Source organism: Streptodolium elevatio (assembly GCF_053592165.1).
In genome coordinates this window covers 166,675-184,033 of sequence record NZ_JBSFVE010000006.1, presented here as the reverse complement: position 1 = coordinate 184,033, position 17,359 = coordinate 166,675, and the positions used below count along the sequence as shown (strand labels likewise).

Annotated in this window: 16 protein-coding genes; 12 read left to right on the top strand and 4 right to left on the bottom strand. The window is 72.1% G+C overall.

Going from position 1 to position 17,359, the window contains the following annotated elements:
• Positions 1-137: 137 nt before the first annotated feature.
• On the bottom strand, positions 138-545 hold the full coding sequence (locus ACWD12_RS14205) for a pyridoxamine 5'-phosphate oxidase family protein (RefSeq protein ID WP_450099894.1): 408 nt from the start codon (positions 543-545) through the stop codon (positions 138-140).
• A gap of 401 nt (positions 546-946) precedes the next feature.
• Here ACWD12_RS14205 and clpB point away from each other — a divergent pair, with 401 nt between their 5' ends.
• Both clpB and ACWD12_RS14195 read left to right on the top strand, forming a co-directional pair.
• A complete protein-coding gene (clpB, locus tag ACWD12_RS14200; RefSeq protein ID WP_358351872.1) occupies positions 947-3,565 on the top strand; it encodes an ATP-dependent chaperone ClpB in 2,619 nt (872 codons plus the stop codon).
• Positions 3,566-3,707: 142 nt separating this feature from the next.
• A complete protein-coding gene (locus tag ACWD12_RS14195) occupies positions 3,708-4,280 on the top strand; it encodes a dihydrofolate reductase family protein (protein ID WP_450099781.1) in 573 nt (190 codons plus the stop codon).
• 31 nt (positions 4,281-4,311) lie between these two features.
• Here ACWD12_RS14195 and ACWD12_RS14190 read toward each other — a convergent pair whose 3' ends face one another.
• The gene (locus tag ACWD12_RS14190) at positions 4,312-5,691 is read right to left on the bottom strand and encodes a citrate synthase (RefSeq protein WP_450099780.1); all 1,380 of its coding nucleotides are present in this window, start codon (positions 5,689-5,691) and stop codon (positions 4,312-4,314) included.
• 162 nt (positions 5,692-5,853) lie between these two features.
• Between ACWD12_RS14190 and ACWD12_RS14185 the strand changes: the two genes are divergently transcribed.
• The 3 genes from ACWD12_RS14185 (at position 5,854) to ACWD12_RS14175 (ending at position 9,158) form a co-directional block, all read left to right on the top strand.
• Positions 5,854-7,050, top strand: coding sequence for a citrate synthase (locus tag ACWD12_RS14185; protein WP_450099779.1), 1,197 nt, complete (start codon positions 5,854-5,856; stop codon positions 7,048-7,050).
• Between the two features lie 210 nt (positions 7,051-7,260).
• Positions 7,261-7,776, top strand: a complete 516-nt coding sequence (locus ACWD12_RS14180; RefSeq protein WP_450099778.1) for a SigE family RNA polymerase sigma factor — start codon at positions 7,261-7,263, stop codon at positions 7,774-7,776.
• 89 nt (positions 7,777-7,865) lie between these two features.
• The gene (locus ACWD12_RS14175; protein WP_450099777.1) at positions 7,866-9,158 is read left to right on the top strand and encodes a hypothetical protein; all 1,293 of its coding nucleotides are present in this window, start codon (positions 7,866-7,868) and stop codon (positions 9,156-9,158) included.
• A 115-nt stretch (positions 9,159-9,273) separates the two neighbouring features.
• Here ACWD12_RS14175 and ACWD12_RS14170 read toward each other — a convergent pair whose 3' ends face one another.
• Positions 9,274-9,639: a cupin domain-containing protein gene (locus ACWD12_RS14170; protein WP_450099776.1), complete on the bottom strand. Its 366-nt coding sequence runs from the start codon at positions 9,637-9,639 to the stop codon at positions 9,274-9,276.
• Between the two features lie 69 nt (positions 9,640-9,708).
• On the opposite strand from ACWD12_RS14170, the gene ACWD12_RS14165 reads away from it, so the two are divergent.
• A complete protein-coding gene (locus ACWD12_RS14165) occupies positions 9,709-10,791 on the top strand; it encodes an RNA ligase (ATP) (RefSeq protein WP_450099775.1) in 1,083 nt (360 codons plus the stop codon).
• A 110-nt stretch (positions 10,792-10,901) separates the two neighbouring features.
• Positions 10,902-11,384: a type III secretion system chaperone family protein gene (locus ACWD12_RS14160; protein WP_358351892.1), complete on the top strand. Its 483-nt coding sequence runs from the start codon at positions 10,902-10,904 to the stop codon at positions 11,382-11,384.
• A 181-nt stretch (positions 11,385-11,565) separates the two neighbouring features.
• Here the strand turns inward: ACWD12_RS14160 and ACWD12_RS14155 are convergent, their stop codons facing one another.
• Positions 11,566-12,747 carry a pyridoxal phosphate-dependent aminotransferase gene (locus tag ACWD12_RS14155; RefSeq protein ID WP_358351894.1) on the bottom strand — a complete coding sequence of 394 codons (1,182 nt, stop codon included), beginning with the start codon at positions 12,745-12,747 and terminating at the stop codon, positions 11,566-11,568.
• 236 nt (positions 12,748-12,983) lie between these two features.
• On the opposite strand from ACWD12_RS14155, the gene ACWD12_RS14150 reads away from it, so the two are divergent.
• The 5 genes from ACWD12_RS14150 (at position 12,984) to ACWD12_RS14130 (ending at position 17,222) form a co-directional block, all read left to right on the top strand.
• Entirely contained in the window at positions 12,984-13,481 is a 498-nt protein-coding gene (locus ACWD12_RS14150) for a DUF2617 family protein (RefSeq protein ID WP_450099774.1), read from the top strand.
• Positions 13,478-14,338 (top strand): hypothetical protein, encoded by an 861-nt coding sequence (locus ACWD12_RS14145; protein WP_450099773.1) that lies wholly within the window; start codon positions 13,478-13,480, stop codon positions 14,336-14,338. The genes ACWD12_RS14150 and ACWD12_RS14145 overlap by 4 nt, the downstream gene beginning before the upstream one ends.
• A 96-nt stretch (positions 14,339-14,434) precedes the next feature.
• Positions 14,435-15,130: a CoxG family protein gene (locus tag ACWD12_RS14140; RefSeq protein ID WP_450099772.1), complete on the top strand. Its 696-nt coding sequence runs from the start codon at positions 14,435-14,437 to the stop codon at positions 15,128-15,130.
• A gap of 205 nt (positions 15,131-15,335) precedes the next feature.
• Complete coding sequence (gene pyrE / locus ACWD12_RS14135) at positions 15,336-15,875, top strand: orotate phosphoribosyltransferase (RefSeq protein ID WP_358351903.1); 540 nt, start codon at positions 15,336-15,338, stop codon at positions 15,873-15,875.
• A gap of 345 nt (positions 15,876-16,220) precedes the next feature.
• Positions 16,221-17,222: an LPXTG cell wall anchor domain-containing protein gene (locus tag ACWD12_RS14130; protein WP_450099771.1), complete on the top strand. Its 1,002-nt coding sequence runs from the start codon at positions 16,221-16,223 to the stop codon at positions 17,220-17,222.
• Positions 17,223-17,359 lie beyond the last annotated feature (137 nt).

Here is a 17,359-nt window from a genome sequence, read left to right as displayed (position 1 = left end):
CCGCAGCGGGCCGCGCGCGGTCGCGGGGATTTTCCCTCAGGCCGAGGCCGAGGCGCATGCCCAGGTCCGGGCCGCCGCGCTTGCCCACGCCAACGCTCAGTTCCAGGCTCAGGCCGAGGCGCCGGGGCTCGTGCCGGTCAGCCGCGTCCCATCGTGCGGTCGATGCGGATTTCGATCACGACGCGCAGTGGATTGGCGGACGGCGGGCGGTAGCGGGCGGCGTACCGGCGCTCGGCGTCGGCTATCGACGCGGGGTCGTCGCGCAGCACGGCGGTACCCTCCAGGGTCGCCCAGCGGCGCCCGTCGATCTGGCACAGCGCGACGCGCATGCCGGACGGGCCTGCCGCCCGTATGTTCCGCGCCTTGCGGCTGTCGCGGCCGGTGATGACCCGGGCGATGCCGGTCTCCGGGTCGAAGGTCGCGCCGACCGGGACCACGTGCGGGGTGCCGTTGGGACGGAGTGTGGTGAGCGTGCACAGGTGGTATTCGCGCCAGAAAGCGAGGTACGCCTCGTCGAGCGTCGCGGCGAACGCGCTCGGCGGCATGTCCGGCAGCGGCGTCGGCAGCAGCGTCGGACCCGCCGCCGGTATCCGCACGGGCGCCGTCACGGGGGCCGCGGGCGCGACCGGATGCGGGGTGACGGGGCGCGGGGTGACAGGGCGCGGGCTGGTGAGCGGTGTCGATGTGGGGCCGGCAGCGGTCATGTCCCGACCGTAGCCGCCGTGAAACCGGGCCTGATCTGCGGGGTCGAATCGCCCCTGCGGAAAGTTGAGTGGAATAGACTCAACTTTGTCACCGTTGACTCCGGTGGGTCGCCCGGGAAGCGAGCGCACCATGCCGCCGCGCCGGAACGCCCCGGGAAATGCCGTAGGAACGTCGCAGTCGCACAGAGAAGTCGCAGAGAAGTCGCAGAGAACCGTCGTAGCGAAGGAGTCGCAGCGCGCACATGGATGCCAACAAGCTCACCACGAAGGCCGCGGAGGGTCTTTCCACTGCCGTACGCAAGGCGGCGGCGTCCGGGCACCCCCAGGTGGAGCCCGCGCATCTGCTGCTGGCCCTGCTCGAACAGCCCGAGGGCACCGCGCTTCCGCTGCTCGCCGCACTCGGCGTCGAGCCGTCGCGCGTGAAGGTCGCCGCCGAGCAGGTGCTCGACCGGATGCCCCGGGCGCAGGGCTCGACGGTGGCCGCGCCGCAGCTCGCGCGCGAGACGCTGGCCGCCCTGAACGACGCGGGCGAGCGCGCGCAGGCGCTCGGCGACGCGTACGTCTCCACCGAGCACCTCCTCGTCGGCATCGCCGAGACGGGCGGTGCGGTGGGCGAGGCGCTGCGGGCGCAGGGGGCCACGCCGCAGGCGCTGCTCGACGCGTTCACCAAGGTGCGCGGCAGCGCGCGCGTGACGTCCCAGGACCCGGAGAGCACGTACCAGGCGCTGGAGAAGTACGGCCGCGACCTGACCGAGGAGGCGCGCGACGGCAAGCTCGACCCGGTCATCGGGCGCGACGCGGAGATCCGCCGCGTCGTGCAGGTGCTGTCCCGGCGGACCAAGAACAACCCGGTCCTGATCGGCGAGCCCGGCGTCGGCAAGACCGCCGTCGTCGAGGGTCTGGCCCGGCGCATCGTGGCGGGCGACGTCCCCGAATCGCTGCGTGGCAAGCGGCTGATCGCCCTCGACCTCGGTGCGATGGTCGCGGGCGCGAAGTACCGCGGCGAGTTCGAGGAGCGGCTCAAGGCCGTCCTGACCGAGATCAAGGACAGCGACGGCGAGGTCGTCACGTTCATCGACGAACTGCACACCGTGGTGGGTGCGGGTGCCACCGGCGACTCCGCGATGGACGCCGGCAACATGCTCAAGCCGATGCTCGCGCGCGGCGAACTGCGCCTGGTCGGCGCCACCACCCTCGACGAGTACCGCAAGCACATCGAGAAGGACCCCGCCCTCGAACGCCGTTTCCAGCAGGTGCTGGTGGGCGAGCCGAGTGTCGAGGACACCATCGCGATCCTGCGCGGCCTCAAGAGCCGGTACGAGGCGCACCACCAGGTGCAGATCGCCGACTCCGCGCTGGTGGCCGCCGCGACGCTCTCCGACCGCTACATCACCGCGCGCTTCCTGCCCGACAAGGCGATCGACCTCGTCGACGAGGCCGCTTCGCGCCTGCGCATGGAGATCGACTCGTCCCCCGTCGAGATCGACGAGCTCCAGCGCTCGGTGGACCGGCTGCACATGGAGGAGCTGGCGCTCGCCAAGGAGTCCGACCCGGCCGGCAAGGAGCGCCTGGAGAAGATCCGCCGCGACCTCGCCGACCGGCAGGAGCAGTTGAGCGCCCTGACCGCTCGCTGGCAGCAGGAGAAGGCCGGGCTCAACAAGGTCGGTGAGCTGAAGAAGCAGCTCGACGACCTGCGCGGCGAGGCCGAACGCGCGCAGCGCGACGGCGACTTCGAGACCGCGTCCAAGCTCATGTACGCCCAGATCCCCACCCTTGAGCGCGAACTCGCCGAGGCCTCGCACACCGCCGAGACCGCCGCCGCCACCGCGTCGATGGTCAAGGAGGAGGTCGGCCCGGACGACGTCGCCGACGTCGTGTCGTCCTGGACCGGCATTCCGGCGGGCCGCCTTCTGGAGGGTGAGCGCGGCAAGCTGCTGCGCATGGAGGAGGAGATCGGCAAGCGCCTCATCGGCCAGACCACCGCGGTCGCGGCCGTCTCCGACGCGGTACGCCGGGCGCGGTCCGGCATCGCCGACCCCGACCGCCCCACCGGCTCGTTCCTGTTCCTCGGCCCGACCGGCGTCGGCAAGACCGAACTGGCCAAGTCGCTGGCGGACTTCCTGTTCGACGACGAGCGCGCGATGGTGCGCGTCGACATGAGCGAGTACGCCGAGAAGCACTCGGTGGCCCGCCTCGTCGGCGCGCCGCCCGGGTACGTCGGCTACGAGGAGGGCGGGCAGCTCACCGAGGCGGTGCGGCGCAGGCCGTACACGATCGTGCTGCTCGACGAGGTGGAGAAGGCGCACCCCGAGGTCTTCGACATCCTGCTCCAGGTGCTCGACGACGGGCGTCTGACGGACGGTCAGGGCCGCACGGTGGACTTCCGCAACACGGTGCTGATCCTGACCTCGAACCTCGGCTCGCAGTTCCTCGTCGACCAGACCCTGGATCCCGCGGACCAGCGGGCCCGCGTCCTGGAGGTCGTACGGGCTTCGTTCAAGCCGGAGTTCCTGAACCGGCTCGACGACGTGGTGGTCTTCGACGCCCTCGGCACCGACGAACTCGCGCACATCGTGGACCTGTCGGTGGCCCGGCTGGGGCAGCGGCTGGCCGACCGGCGCATCACCCTCACCGTCACCGCGGCGGCCCGCGAGTGGCTGGCCCTGACCGGGTACGACCCGGCGTACGGCGCCCGCCCGCTCCGCCGCCTCGTGCAGACCTCGATCGGCGACCAACTCGCCCGCGAGCTGCTCGCCGGGGAGGTCGCGGACGGCGACACCGTGGTCGTGGACCTGGACGAGGCCCGCGACAAGTTGTCCGTCGTCGCGGAGAAGGCGGCGGCGACCGCGAAGACTCTCTGAGTTTCGCTCTGGGTCGCTGCCGTCTCCTGCGGCCCGGTCGTGAGATTTTCTCCGACGGGGACCGATGAGTTTCCGTCGGCCGACCGGTCGAACCGGTTGCCGACCGCAGCACCCGATATGACAGAGACATTGGAGACCCGCAATGCGCACCCTCATCAGCACCGCTTTCGTCTCTCTGGACGGCGTCGTGGAGGCGCCGGGCGGTGAGGCCGGGTACCGGAACGCGGGATGGACCTTCAAGGACGTCGAGTTCCTGCCGGAGGCCTTCGAGATCAAGGGCCGGGAGCAGCAGGAGGCCACCGCAATGCTGCTGGGCCGCGTCAGCTACGAGGCGTTCAGCCCCGTGTGGCCCGGCATGGAGGACTTCGCGGAGTACAAGGACATGCCCAAGTACGTGGTCTCGACCACGCTCGGCGACGCCGACCTGGTGTCGGACTGGGGGAAGACCACGATCCTGCGCTCGCTCGACGAGGTGGCGGCGCTGAAGGAGACCGAGGGCGGGCCGATCATCATGCACGGCAGCGCCACGCTGAACCGGGCGCTGTCCGACGCGGGCCTGATCGACCGCTACCACCTGCTGGTCTTCCCGGTGCTCCTGGGCGCGGGCAAGCGCCTGTTCAGCGGCACCGACAAGGACCGGCAGAAGCTGAAGCTGGTCGAGCACGAGGCGTACGCCAACGGCCTGCAGAAGAACGTCTTCGACGTCGTCCGCTGACACCCGGGGCCGGGTGGGGCGCGGCGGCTCCTCACTCCGGCCGCGGTCCGGTGTACGTGCCGGTCGGGCGGAAGCGGTGCGGCTTGGCCTGGTACTCCTCCAGGGCGTGCGCGATCCAGCCCGCGGTACGCCCGACCACGAAGACGCCCTCGCCCGCGTCGGCCGGCATCGCGCAGGCCAGGGCGAGGGCGGCGAGCGCCAGGTCGATGTTGGGCCGCAGCGCGGGGCGCCGGGACATGACCTCGGCGAGGTCGTCGAGGGTGCGCACGACCGCCGCCGCCTCCGGGATCTCCCGGAGGAACCCCAGCAGTTCGCGGGCCCGGACGTCCCCCTGGCGGTAGACGCTGGCCTCGTGGCCGAAGCCGGGGACCGGGATGCGTGAACGCAGGCGCTCCGAGACGACGGCCGCCGGGTCGCCCGAGGCGTGCGCCTCGGCGAGCAGCCGATAGGCCAGTGCGCTGGCGAGGCCGTGATGCGGTCCGTCGACCGCGCCCAGGCCGGCCTGCACGACCGAGTACGGGTCGGCGCGTACCGACGCCGCGATCCGGGCGGCGGTGGTGGACGCCGCGAGCCCGTGGTCGGCGGTGAGCACCAGGGCCGCGTCCAGGGCGGCGAGTGTCGCGGGCGACGACGGCCGCACGGTCAGCCGGGGCCACAGCCGTTCGGCCAGCGAGGGCGGGGGAGCGGAGGTCGGGGGATCAGACGTCGCGAGAACGGATGTCGGGGGCTGGGCCGCGGGTGGTGCGGTCCCCACGAGGGGGAGGGCCTCGACCATCGTGGCGAGGAGTGAACCGGCGGTGGCGGTCACGGAGTCCGCGTCGGTGGCGTACCGCAGCGGGTCCACAGCTGCGGCCGAGGCGACCGCGACCCGCATGCGGTCGATGGTGCGCGCGGCAGCGGGCAGCGTGCCGACGGCCGCTCGGGCGACCGCCAGGGAGGCGGGGTCCGCTTCGAACACCTCGTCGGCGTCCAGGGCTTCGCTCCACAGCCAGGCCGCGACCGACTCGAAACCGTGGGTGCGCACCAGCCGCGAGACCGGTGCGCCCCGGTAGAACAGGTCGTCGTCACGGATGAGCGTGAGGGCGGTGCGGACCTCCTCCAGCGCCGGGGAGCCGCCGCGGCCGCGGCCCGCGCGCCGGGCCACGGCGTCCACCTCGTCGGGCGCGAACAGGCTGGTCCGGCCGTCCTCCGCGCGCACGCTGGTCAGCAGTCCGCGGCTGACGTACGCGTAGACCGTCTCGACCTTGACCCCCAGGCGCCGCGCGACCGCGTCCGCGGTGAGCCGGTGCGCCGACGGTCCTTCAGGCTGCCCTCCCGGCAGTGCTCCCGACGGTGCTCCCGGCAGTGCGCCCGGCTGTCCTTCGCGAGGTGCTCCGGACCGTCCTCCGGGCTGTCCTTCGGTGGAAACCATGACTTCAGGGTCTCATATTGACTCGATCAATGTTGACGTTCTCAAGGTTGACCGGGAGAGTCGCAAGTACCCGCGGAATCAGCGGGATTCGCCCAGGACCCGCCCGCCGCGCCGACCCGGCCCGCAGGGCGGGATCCGCCACCGGAACCCAAGGGGGTCGCCATGACTGCCACCGCAGGACCGGCCGCCGCATCGCCCTCCGGACCGCGCCGCGACACGATCGTCGAGGTGCCGCGCGGACTCGCCGGGGTCGTCGTCACCGACACCTCGATCGGCGACGTACGCGGCCGCGAGGGCTTCTACCACTACCGCGAGTACTCCGCCGTCGACCTGGCCGAGCACCGCGCGTTCGAGGACGTGTGGCATCTGATGCTGCGCGGCACGCTGCCGGACGCCGTCGAGCGGGCCCGGTTCGCCCGGGAGGCCGCGCCGCTGCGCCGCGTGCCGGACGGCGTGCTGCCGCTGCTGGCGCCGGTCGCCGACGCGACGCGCGACGAGGGTCCCCTCGCCGGGGTGAAGGCGCTGCTGCCGCTGGTCGGCGCCGCCTACGGCATGCGCCCGCTGTACGACGCGACACCGCGCCGCCGCCAGGACGAGGCACTCGCGCTGGCCGCCCTCGTGCCGACGCTGATCGCCGCGCTGCACCGGCTCCAGCAGGGCGAGCGGCCGCTCGAACCGCGCGACGACCTCGGCTATGCCGCCAACTACCTCTACCTGGTGACCGGCACCGAGCCGGACGCGGCCCGGGCCAAGGCGGTCGAGGCGTACCTGGTGTCGACGATCGACCACGGCTTCAACGCCTCGACCTTCACCGGCCGCGTCATCGCGTCCACCGGCGCCGACCTGGCGTCGTGTGTCGCGGGAGCGCTCGGCGCGCTGACCGGGCCGCTGCACGGCGGCGCCCCCAGCCGCGCGCTCGACACGCTGGACGCCATCGGCACGCCCGACCGGGCACGGGCGTGGATCACCGACCGGGTTTTGGCCGGCGAGCGCATCATGGGCTTCGGCCACCCGGTGTACCGGACCGAGGACCCGCGGGCCCGCATGCTGCGCGGCATCGCGTACGAACTCGGGGGCCCGCTGGTGGACTTCGCTGCGCAGGTCGAGCGCGAGGTGGTCGCCGTGCTCGCGGACCTCAAGCCGGGCCGCGAACTGCACACCAACGTCGAGTTCTGGGCGGGGGTCGTGATGGAGCTGTGCGGGCTGCCGCGCGACATGTTCACCCCGACGTTCGCGGCGAGCCGCGTGGTGGGCTGGACCACGCACGCGCTCGAGCAGGCGGCCGACTCCAAGATCATCCGTCCGGCCGCGCGGTACGTCGGGGCGCCCGCCCCGCAGCGCGTCCCGGCTCTGACTTGACCTGACCTTGCCTGACCTGACCTTGCCCGGCCTTGCCGGACCCGCCCACCTGACGCCGTCCGGCCGCCGCCTCTGGGCGTCAGGCGAAATGTCCGGTAGAAAGTCGCTCCGGACTGCGTCCGGAAGCCGTTCGGAAAAAGTTTTTGACGAGGTGTAACGCGATCGGGTGCCCGCGGACTCTCCCATGCGTACGACCAAAGGGGAGGGTCTGTGGCGAGCACGGGGAAAGCGGCGGCGGAGGCGGACTATCTCGAGTTCGCCGCCGCACGCAGCAGCGCCTTGTTCCGCATCGCATGCCTGCTGACCGGCGACTGGCACCTGGCCGAGGACCTGGTGCAGGAGACGCTCGGCAAGGTGTACGTGTCGTGGCGCCGCGTCAGCGCGGCCGACTCGCCGTCCGCCTATGCCGACGCCATCCTCGTTCGGACGTTTCTGTCGTATCGCCGCAAACGCAGTTCGAGCGAGACACCGACCGGCGCGCTGCCGGACCGCGGTTATGCCGCGGACGATCCCGGCCTGCGGCTCACGCTGCTCGACGGGCTCGCCCGACTGCCGGAGCGCGACCGGGCGGTGCTGATCCTGCGCTATTGGGAGGACCGGTCGGTCGACGAGGCGGCGGAGGTCCTCCGCATGTCACCGGGGACCGTACGCGTGCGCTCGCTGCGTGCGCTGCGTCGCCTCCGCCGCCTGCTCGGCGACCAGTTGCCGCAACTCGCCGAGTGCTGACCGGGCTGCCGCCGCGCGCCCGCCACCCCCTCCACCCCACCCCATCGGAACCTCAGCTGACCGGCGAACCCGGAGAACGGTGACCGACCATGCCAGAACACCCCAGGTCCGACGAGGGGGACAGCACGTTCGAGCGCGGCCTCCCCGGCGCGCTGCGTGCGGCGTCCGACGACTTTCCCGCACCGAGCGCCGATCTGGTCGGCCGTGGCCACCGCCGCGGGAGGGGCCTGCGGCGTACCCGCAACCTCCGGATCGGCGTCGCCGCGACCGTGCTGACGGCGGCGGTGCTCGGTGGGACGTACGCGGTCGTCGGGACCGTCGGCGACGGCGGCGAGCCCACGTCCCTGGCGGCGCCGGTGCCGTCCGCTCCCGCTCTCGCCTCCGACCCGGCCTCCGCCGAGGTGCCGCCGGTGGACGGGGCGACGATGCTCGCGAACCTCAAGAGCCTGCTGCCGCCCGGTGGTTCGTTCTCCGAGGAGAACAGCCGCGGCACCGCTCGAGAGCCGGGGGCTCCGTACGGCGGCGGAAGCGCCGGGCTGATCTACCGGAACGCCGACGGCACCAGTGGCGTCGGCGTGAGCGTCGCCCGGGGCGGCGGCGGGGGTGTGTGCCCGCCGATCCAGGTGGCACCGCACTCCGAGTGCGCCAGTGAGACGCTGCCCGACGGTTCGACGCTGGTCGGCTCCAAGAGCTTCACGTACCCGAGCAAGAACACCGGCCAGAAGTACTGGTATGCCGTCATGACGTACCCCAACGGCGTCTCGGTGTCGGTCGGGGTCTACGGGGGCGGCGGCGAGAAGGCGACCACGAGCCCGGTCGCACCGATCCTCAGCATCGACCAGATCAAGGCCGCCGCGAAGAGCGGCACGTGGGCCGCGGCGGTCGCCTCGGTGGCGAGCCAGACCCCGGTTCCGCAGGCGCCCCCCGCGGGCGCCTCCGGGGACGACATTCTGGCGCTGCTCAGGACCTTCGCGCCGCAGGGCGCGGCGGTCACGAACGAGTTCGGCCAGACCGGCCACGCGAGCATGCTCGTGGACGACGGCAAGGGGAAGTCGGCCGTCGGCATCAACGTGCAGAGGAACATGACGCAAGCCCTGGCCGGGTTGTTCAGCTGCGGCGGCCTCGGCGAGGGCTCCATCTCCTGCACCCAGCGGACCCTCGGCGACGGCAGCGAGCTGCTGCTGATCAAGCGTCCGTCCGAGAAGGGCGGTTCCGCGCAGGTGTGGACCGCGGACCTGCTGCGTCCGGACGGCCGACGGGTCGTCGTGTCCGCGATCGACTCGGTGTCCGAGGCGGCGTCTCCCACGCGCAGCGCGCCCGCGCTGAGCCTCCCGCAGTTGGAGGCGGTCGTGACCGACGCCCGCTGGCTGGACCTGGTGTAGTCGTTCAGCGGCAGGTGGCGCGACTGTGCGTCACGTAGGAGCGGTCGGCCCCCGCCGGGGCCGACCGCTCCTACGTGAAACGCGCGTCGCGCCGCGGCCTCGGGCCGCCCTCCGCCTACTCGCCGTCGCGGTGCACGGTCTCCGGCGCGAAGCCGGGCAGGCACACCGCGACGTAGTCGGCGCCGTCCGCGCCGCGCGTGCTGTAGCGGACCCACTCGCCCGCCTTGGTGTGGATGCCCTGGCCCGCCGCGACCTCCTGCGAACCGCCCTGGTACTCCACGGTCAGGACGCCGCGGAGCACCACGGTGTACTCGTCGAACTCCGGGGTCTGGCCGGACTCCTCCCAGCCGCCCGGCGAGCTCATGTGGGCGATGCTCAGCGCGCTCTCGCCGGTGTTGACCCGGCCCACGTACTCGCGGATGATCTTGGGAATGTTGCCGGCCGCCTCGACGACGGTCGGCTTCTCGATGAAGTTGGGCATGCGGCCATCATCACCCGCCGACCGGAAAACCGTTGGCTGGGGGGTCCGGACGGGTGTCACGCTGCGGATATGTCCACACTGCGGGTAACCGCCGAGCGGTTGACCATACACACCCACCCCAATGCGGATGCGCTCGAACTCGCGCAGGTCGGGCTGTACCGCGCCGTCGTGGCCAAGGGCGTCTACCAGGACGGCGATTGGGCCGTCTACATACCCGAGCAGGCTGTGCTGCCCGCCGGGCTGATCGAGGAACTCGGCCTGACCGGACGGCTCGCGGGAGCCGACAAGGACCGCGTGAAGGCCATCCGGCTGCGCGGCGAGCTGTCCCAGGGCATCGTGTGCCGCCCCCGGGCGCTGGCCGCGACGGACCTCGCCGCGGCACACGCCGAGGGCCGCGACTTCGCCGGCGACCTCGGGATCGTGAAGTGGGTGCCGCCGATCCCCGTGCACATGAGCGGCGACGTGGTGGCCGCGCCCGACCTCCTGCCGTGGCTCGACATCGAGAACATCAAGCGCTACCCCGCCCTGTTCGCCCCCGGCGAGCAGGTGGTCGCGACCGAGAAGATCCACGGCACCGCCTGCCTCTACACCCGCACGCCCGACGGGGACTTCGTGTCCTCCAAGGGGTTCGGCGCCAAGAGCCTGTCGCTGGTCCGCTCCGAGCGGAACCTCTACTGGCGGGCCGTGCTCGGGCACCGGGTGCCCGAGGCCGCCGCCAAGCTCGCCGCGATCTTCGGCGCGGAGCGCGTCGGGATCTTCGGCGAGGTGTACGGGCAAGGCGTGCAGGACCTCCCGTACGCCGCCAAGGGCGGCGCCGAACTGCCCGGATACGCGGTCTTCGACGTGTCGTTCTCCGACGCCTCCGGCGCGCTGCGCTGGGTCGACGCGGAGGACCTGCCCGACGTGCTGGGCGGGCTGTCGGTGCGGCTGCCCGTCGTACCGCGCCTGTACGCCGGGCCGTACGACGAGGCGGCCCTCGTCGCCCTCGCCGAGGGCCGCGAGACGGTCTCCGGGACGGCCGCGCACCTGCGCGAGGGCCTGGTCGTACGCCCCGCGCGCGAGCGGCGCAGCGACGTCACCGGCACCCGCGCGATCGGCAAGCTCGTGTCCGAGGGCTACCTGACCCGGAAGGGCGGAACCGAGTACGAGTGACGGCACGCGCGCCTCACTCCGGGAAACGCCCGGTGACGTCCTGTGACCGGAGTCACCGGGCGGCGCCGAGATGGGAGAGGATGGCGGGGAGACGTCTGGAGAGGAATGTAATGAGCATTGACCCGTCCTCGATCCCGAGGCCGAACTTCGTTCCCGCGACCCCGGTCATCCGGCCGACGCAGGAGCTGATCAAGCAGGTCCTCACCGAGCTCGAGATCAACCACTTCGTCGACGACGAAGGGGACATCGGCGCTCCCTGGGAGGGCTTCCGCATCTACTTCATGCTCAAGGGCGAGAGCTCCGAGATCTACACGGTCCGGATGTTCCTCGACCGCGAGTTCGATGTCACGGACAAGCCGCGCATCCTCGAGGTCCTCGACGACTGGCACCGCCAGTACTTCTGGCCGAAGGCGTACACGCACGTCCACGACGACGGCCGGCTGCGCATCATCGCGGAGACCCAGCTCGACCTCGAACCGGGTATCAACCGCGAGCTGTTCGTCTTCACGACGCGCGCCTGGGTCAGCACCTGCATCTCGTTCTCGAACTGGCTCGCGGAGCAGCTTCCGCCGGCCGAGACGCCGGAGAGCTGAGCGCGTCCCGGCGGCGGCCGGCCGGTCCGGCGGCCGCGCGGCGTGTGCGAGAGGGCGGCACCCGACTTGGTCGGGTCCGCCCTCTCCGCTGTTTCCACCGCTCTCCCGCGTAGTCCTTCGCCGTCCCGCACGCTGTTCCTCGGCCGAACCGCTCCGTACGCCGTCGGGGGAGACCGGCCGCTCAGTGCAGCGTCGCCAGCCGCTCGGCGGCTTCGCGCAGGACCACCTCGCGCTTGCAGAAGGCGAACCGCACCAGCGGGCGCCCGATCTTCTGCGACTCGGGTGTGTCGTCGAAGAACACCTTCTCCGGGACCGCGACCACGCCGCACAGCTCGGGCAGTTTGCGGCAGAAGTCGAGGCCGTCGTCGAAGCCCAGCGGCGTGATGTCGGTCGTGACGAAGTACGTGCCCTGCGGCCGGTACACGGTCAGGCCCGCGGCCTCCAGGCCGGAGACCAGCACGTCGCGCTTGGCCCGCATGTCGGCGGCGAACCCCTCGTAGTAGGAGTCCGGGAGGCGCAGCGCCCGGGCGACCGCGGGTTGGAACGGCCCGCCCGAGACGTACGTCAGGAACTGCTTCGTGGTCCGCACCGCCGCGACCAGTTCGGGTGTCGCGCAGACCCAGCCGATCTTCCAGCCGGTGAACGAGAAGGTCTTGCCCGCCGAACTGATCGTGACGGTGCGCTCGCGCATCCCCGGCAGGGTGGCCAGCGGGATGTGCTCGCCGTCGAACACCAGGTGCTCGTACACCTCGTCGGTGATCACCAACAGGTCGTGCTCGACCGCGAGTTGCGCGACCGCGGTCAGCTCCTCACGGGTGAGGACCTTGCCGGTCGGGTTGTGCGGCGTGTTGAGCATCAGCAGGCGCGTGCGCGGCGTGATCGCGGCGCGCAGCGCGTCGATGTCGAGGTCGAACGTCGGCGGACGCAGCGGTACGCCCACGCGCACGCCCCCCGCCATCGCGATGCACGCGGCGTAGGAGTCGTAGTAGGGCTCCAGCGCCACCACCTCGTCACCGGGCTCGACCAGCGCGAGCAGCGCCGCCGCGATGGCCTCGGTGGCGCCGGTGGTGACCAGGACCTCGGTGTCCGGGTCGTACGCCCGGCCGTCCAGGTGCCCGTAGAACCGCTGCCGGTGCTCCGCGATCGCGTGCCGCAGGTCGGGGATGCCCGGGCCGGGCGGGTACTGGTTGTGCCCGTCGCGCAGCGCCGCGACGACGGCCTCGCGGATCTCCTCCGGGCCGTCGGTGTCCGGGAAGCCCTGCCCGAGGTTGATCGCCCCGGTCGTCGCGGCGAGCGCCGACATCTCGGCGAAGATCGTCGTGCCGAGGCCGTCCAGACGGCGGTTCAGCAGCGGTCGGCCCACGGTGGCACCACTTCCTCTTCTGATCGGGTCTGGTCGGCGTTGACTGGGCCGGTTCCGGCCCTGCCGGGATCTCCGGCGATCCTCGACCAGCTCGATGCCAACCGTCCAGCTTTCACCCACATGAGTGACCATCTTTCACCGTCACGGGTGACGACGGCGAGGCGGCCAGCCCCTACCGTGAAGCGAACCCCGCCCCGTCCGCCCCAATGGGCCCCCGCCCTGACGTCTACTAAGCGATGCATGCCGAACTGAGGACGACCTACTCCGACACCCGCGCCGACGCCCTGGGCTGGTACCTGGGCCTCGGGCCGTTGCCGCCGCTCGCGCTGCGCTCGCTCGACCTCGGCGGGGTGCGCCTGGAACTGCGCCTTCTGGGCGCGTCCCATCAGGTGCTCGTACACTCCCCGCACGGCGTCTGCTCCGAGACCGTCGCCTGCCTCGGCGGGCAGCGCACCCCGCTCCCGGCCCGGGCCGCGCAGCGGGTCGACGGCTGGGACTACGAGTTCACCTCGCTCGCCGAGACGCTCGCCGACGACGACTTCGAGGCTCGCGTGCGCACGCTGCTCGCCGAGGTCGAGGCGCACCCGGCAGGCATCATCGGCGCGTACCCGGGGGCGCCCTATGCGGTGACCGCGATAGTCGCCGAGCGCGTCGGGTCGGCACTCGGCTGGTCGACCTGGCACACGTACCCGCAGGAGCGGCGGATCGTCAGCACGCGCAGCCGGGCGACGTGAGTTCGTCGGACCTGACGCCGTTTCAGAGCGACGGAGCCGGTCCGTACCAGGTCGCCGGACGCCCCCGGGGCCGCTACCGCAAGGGCGAGGGGCGGCCGGAGCCGGGCGGGGCCGGGGAATCCCTGCCGCTGCCCCCGGGGGCGGCCCGCCGGCTGGTGCTCGCGGCCGTACTCGTCTGCTCGGCCTGCGGGCTGGTGTACGAACTGGCCCTCGTCGCGCTCGGCGGCCAACTCGGTCCGGACCCGGTGGCCGAGACGTCCGTCGTCCTGTCGGTGATGGTCTTCTCGATGGGCCTCGGCGCGCTCGCCGCCAAGCCCTTCGGTCACCGCCCGGCCGAGGCGTTCGCGGTCGTCGAGAGCGCGCTCGCGGCGGTCGGCGGCACGTCCGTGACCGTCGTCTACACCGGCGCGCACGTGTTCGGGCTCTACCGCGTGACGATGCTGACCGTCTGCGTCGCCACCGGCATCCTCGTCGGCGCCGAGATCCCGCTGCTCATGACGCTCGTGCAGCGCATCCGGCGGCAGGAAGCCGGGCACGCGGTCGCCGACCTCTTCGCCGCCGACTACGTCGGCGCCCTCGGCGGCGGCCTGCTGTTCCCCTTCCTCCTGCTGCCCGCCCTGGGCCAGGTGGGCACGGTCGCCCTGGTCGGGGCCGTCAACGCGCTCGTCGGGACCTTCGTGGTGCTGTGGCTGTTCCGCGCCGACCTCGACCGGCGCGCCCGGACCCGGATGTGCGTCCTGGTCTTCTCCGCGCTGGCTGCGATCGGCTGCGCCGCGGGGTTCGGACCGGATCCGCCGACGACGACGCGCGAAGGCGACGGACCGAAGTGCTCGTACACATGTAGTACCGGTGCGTAGGCTTCCTCTCGGTGTCGGGGTGTCGCACAGTTGTGCACGTGGCGGCAGCACCCGCTGTCTCCGCGACACCCGCAGGCGGAGGAGGACGACGAACCCATGGCGTACGAGGTCGTGGTGCCGATCCCGGTCCGGCTCGTCTGGGGCGTCTTCCACGACGCGGCACGGCTCGCGGAGTGCGTGCCCGGTCTGTCGAACGACGACCCGCCGCGTCACGAAGGCGAAGGCTGCTACCTGTCCGGCAGGCTGCGGCTGCGCGCGGGCGGCACGACGGTGACGTACCGCGGGGTGGTCGCGGTGGCCGAGGCCGAGCAGCCGCTCGCCCTCGTCGCCACGGCCGAAGGCGTGGAGGCCCGCGGCGAGGCGCCGGTCAAGGCCGTGCTCATGATCCGGCTCGACGACGAAGGGCCGTCCACGCGGCTGGTGTTCGACGGGACACTCAGCGCACAGGGCCGCACCGCGGAGCTGCCGCCCGAGCAACTGACCGCCGCTTGGCGCCGGTTGGCCGACCGCTTCGCCGCCGCGCTGACCGAGGAACTGGCTCCGGCGCGCGACCAGGAGCTGCCGGACGTCGCCCCGGCGCGCGCTGTCGCGGTCGTCGGCGCCGCGCCGACCGTCGTCGAGTCCCGCCCGCGCACGGTCGTCGTACCGGCTCCCGACCCCGAAGGCTCACGCGGCAAGCCGCTGGTACGCAGGCTCGTCCCGCCGGCCGCGCTGCTCGTCGGCGCGTTCCTGGCCCGCCGCGCCGTCCGGGCCCGCCGGCGCCGCAAGGCGGCCGGACGCGACGAGGACTGACCGGCTGACCGGGGGCGCACCGACCGCCCACTAGTGCTGTGGCCGGGAAGGTTTGCCGGTTCCTGGTGTTCGGTGCCGTGCATCGCAAGGCGCAGGCCCGAAGCTCGTACTCGGTCGTACTCGCGAGGGTCTGCAACGCGGCGAGGTGGGGTGCCGGGCGCCGGGAACCGGTGAACCTTTCCGGTCACAGCACTAGGCTTCCGGCATGAGCGCCGACCGTGATGCCCTTCTCGCCCAGATCAAGGACAAGGCCGTGGTGCACGGCCGCGTCACCCTGTCCTCCGGCAAGGAGGCCGACTACTACGTCGACCTGCGCCGGGTGACGCTGGACGCGGAGGCCGCGCCGCTGGTCGGCCGGGTCATGCTGGACGCGACCGCGGACCTCGACTACGAGGCGGTCGGCGGGCTGACACTCGGCGCCGACCCGGTCGCCGCCGCGATGCTGCACGCCGCCGCCGCGCGCGGCCGCAAACTCGACGCCTTCGTGGTCCGCAAGACCGGCAAGGCGCACGGCCTGCAGCGCCGCATCGAAGGACCCGACGTCGCGGGCCGCCGCGTGCTCGCCGTCGAGGACACCTCCACCACCGGCGGCTCGGTGCTCACCGCCGTCGAGGCGCTCCGCGAGGCGGGCGCCGAGGTCGTCGCCGTCGCGGTCATCGTGGAACGCGGCGCCGCCCCCGCAATCGAGGCCGCGGGACTTCCCTATGTGACGGCCTACTCACTCAGCGATCTCGAACTGGGCTGATTCACGAGAGTTTCTTTTCAACCCCGTTGCCAATTCACGGCCATTCGATAAGGTCATGGTCCGGCCCACCGCCAGACAGGGCGTTGGAGCCGGTATTTGCACGGGGGATTCCAGCATGCCCGCAACCGGCTCCTACGGCCCGCCTCGCCCTGTCGGCGACGGGCGACCGGACGCGGTGCGGACGTGCTCCGGTGCTCCTGTTGTGACGGCACCGCGTCGTTTATCGCGCGTCTGAACCATTCACGCGCGTTCGGCGGAATTCTCGATCCTGCGCACCGGGCCTGGGGCATTTCGCCCCGCCTTCGCCCGGATTTTTCGTTGTCCCCGAAATCCCCGAGGTTTTCCATGCAGCTGCGCCGCAGCCTTGCCGTGACCGCGGTCACGGCCCTCGCGTCCTCGGCGGCCCTGTTCGCCGCCCCGGCCGCCTTCGCCGACGAGACCACCACGCCGACGCCCACCGCGACGGCCACCGCGACCAAGGACGCGACGGCGACGACCACGCCGACCGCGACCGCGACCGCCACCGCGACCGGCAGCCCGAGTGCCGCCGCGCCGGGCGCCGAGACCCCGGCGGCCAAGACCCCGAGTGCGACGCCCACGCAGGCCGCCGCTCCGGAACTCCCGCCCGCTGGAACGGTGATCCCGAACGATCAGAAGGGCGACCAGCGCACCTCCGTCACCTTCGGGAACTTCCCGGCCAAGCTCGTCCCGGGCGCTGCGGCCAAGGAGTTCAGCGCGATCGTCAAGAACAACACCGGCAAAGCGATCGACGTCTCGCCGGAGATCTACCTCCAGACCGTCGGCGGCACGCTGCGCGCCGAGCACGTCAAGCTCGAGTACCTGCGCGACGGCAAGTGGCAGACCGCCAAGCTGGCGAACGTCGACAGCGAGGGCAACGCCGTCTTCGGCGTCATCGGCGGCGGCTGGAACGTCGACGACGATGGCTACTACATGTACGAGTCGCCGTACACCGTCGGCAAGAACGCCACACTCGACGTCAAGGTCCGCGTGTCGCTCACCGCTTCCGCTCCGCTCGGCGTCGGTGTGGGCGTGCTCGGCAGCGTCGCCTGGGTCAACGACGAGGAGTTCGCTTCCGTCGAATCGCAGAGCGACTTCTACGTCTTCCACATCGTGAAGACGGACGACGCTCCCAAGCCCGCCGACAACGGCACCAAGCCGAAGCCGAAGCCGAAGCCCACCAAGCCGGGTGCGGAGCTCGCGGAGACCGGTGGTGACGACTCGTCGGCGACCACCATCGCGATCGTCGGCGGTGTCGCGCTGGTCGGCGGCGCCGGTCTGCTCGTCGTGATGCGCCGTCGCAAGGGCGATGGTGCCGCGGCCGCCTGATCGGGCGTACGTGACACGGACGTGAAGGTGCCCCCGGCCGAAGCGGCCGGGGGCACCGTGAAGGGGGGGCGGGCGGGGTCGTGGGGGTAGAGGGGGCGGCCGGGGGTGTGGTGGGTAACAATTGGGTCACGGCCGGC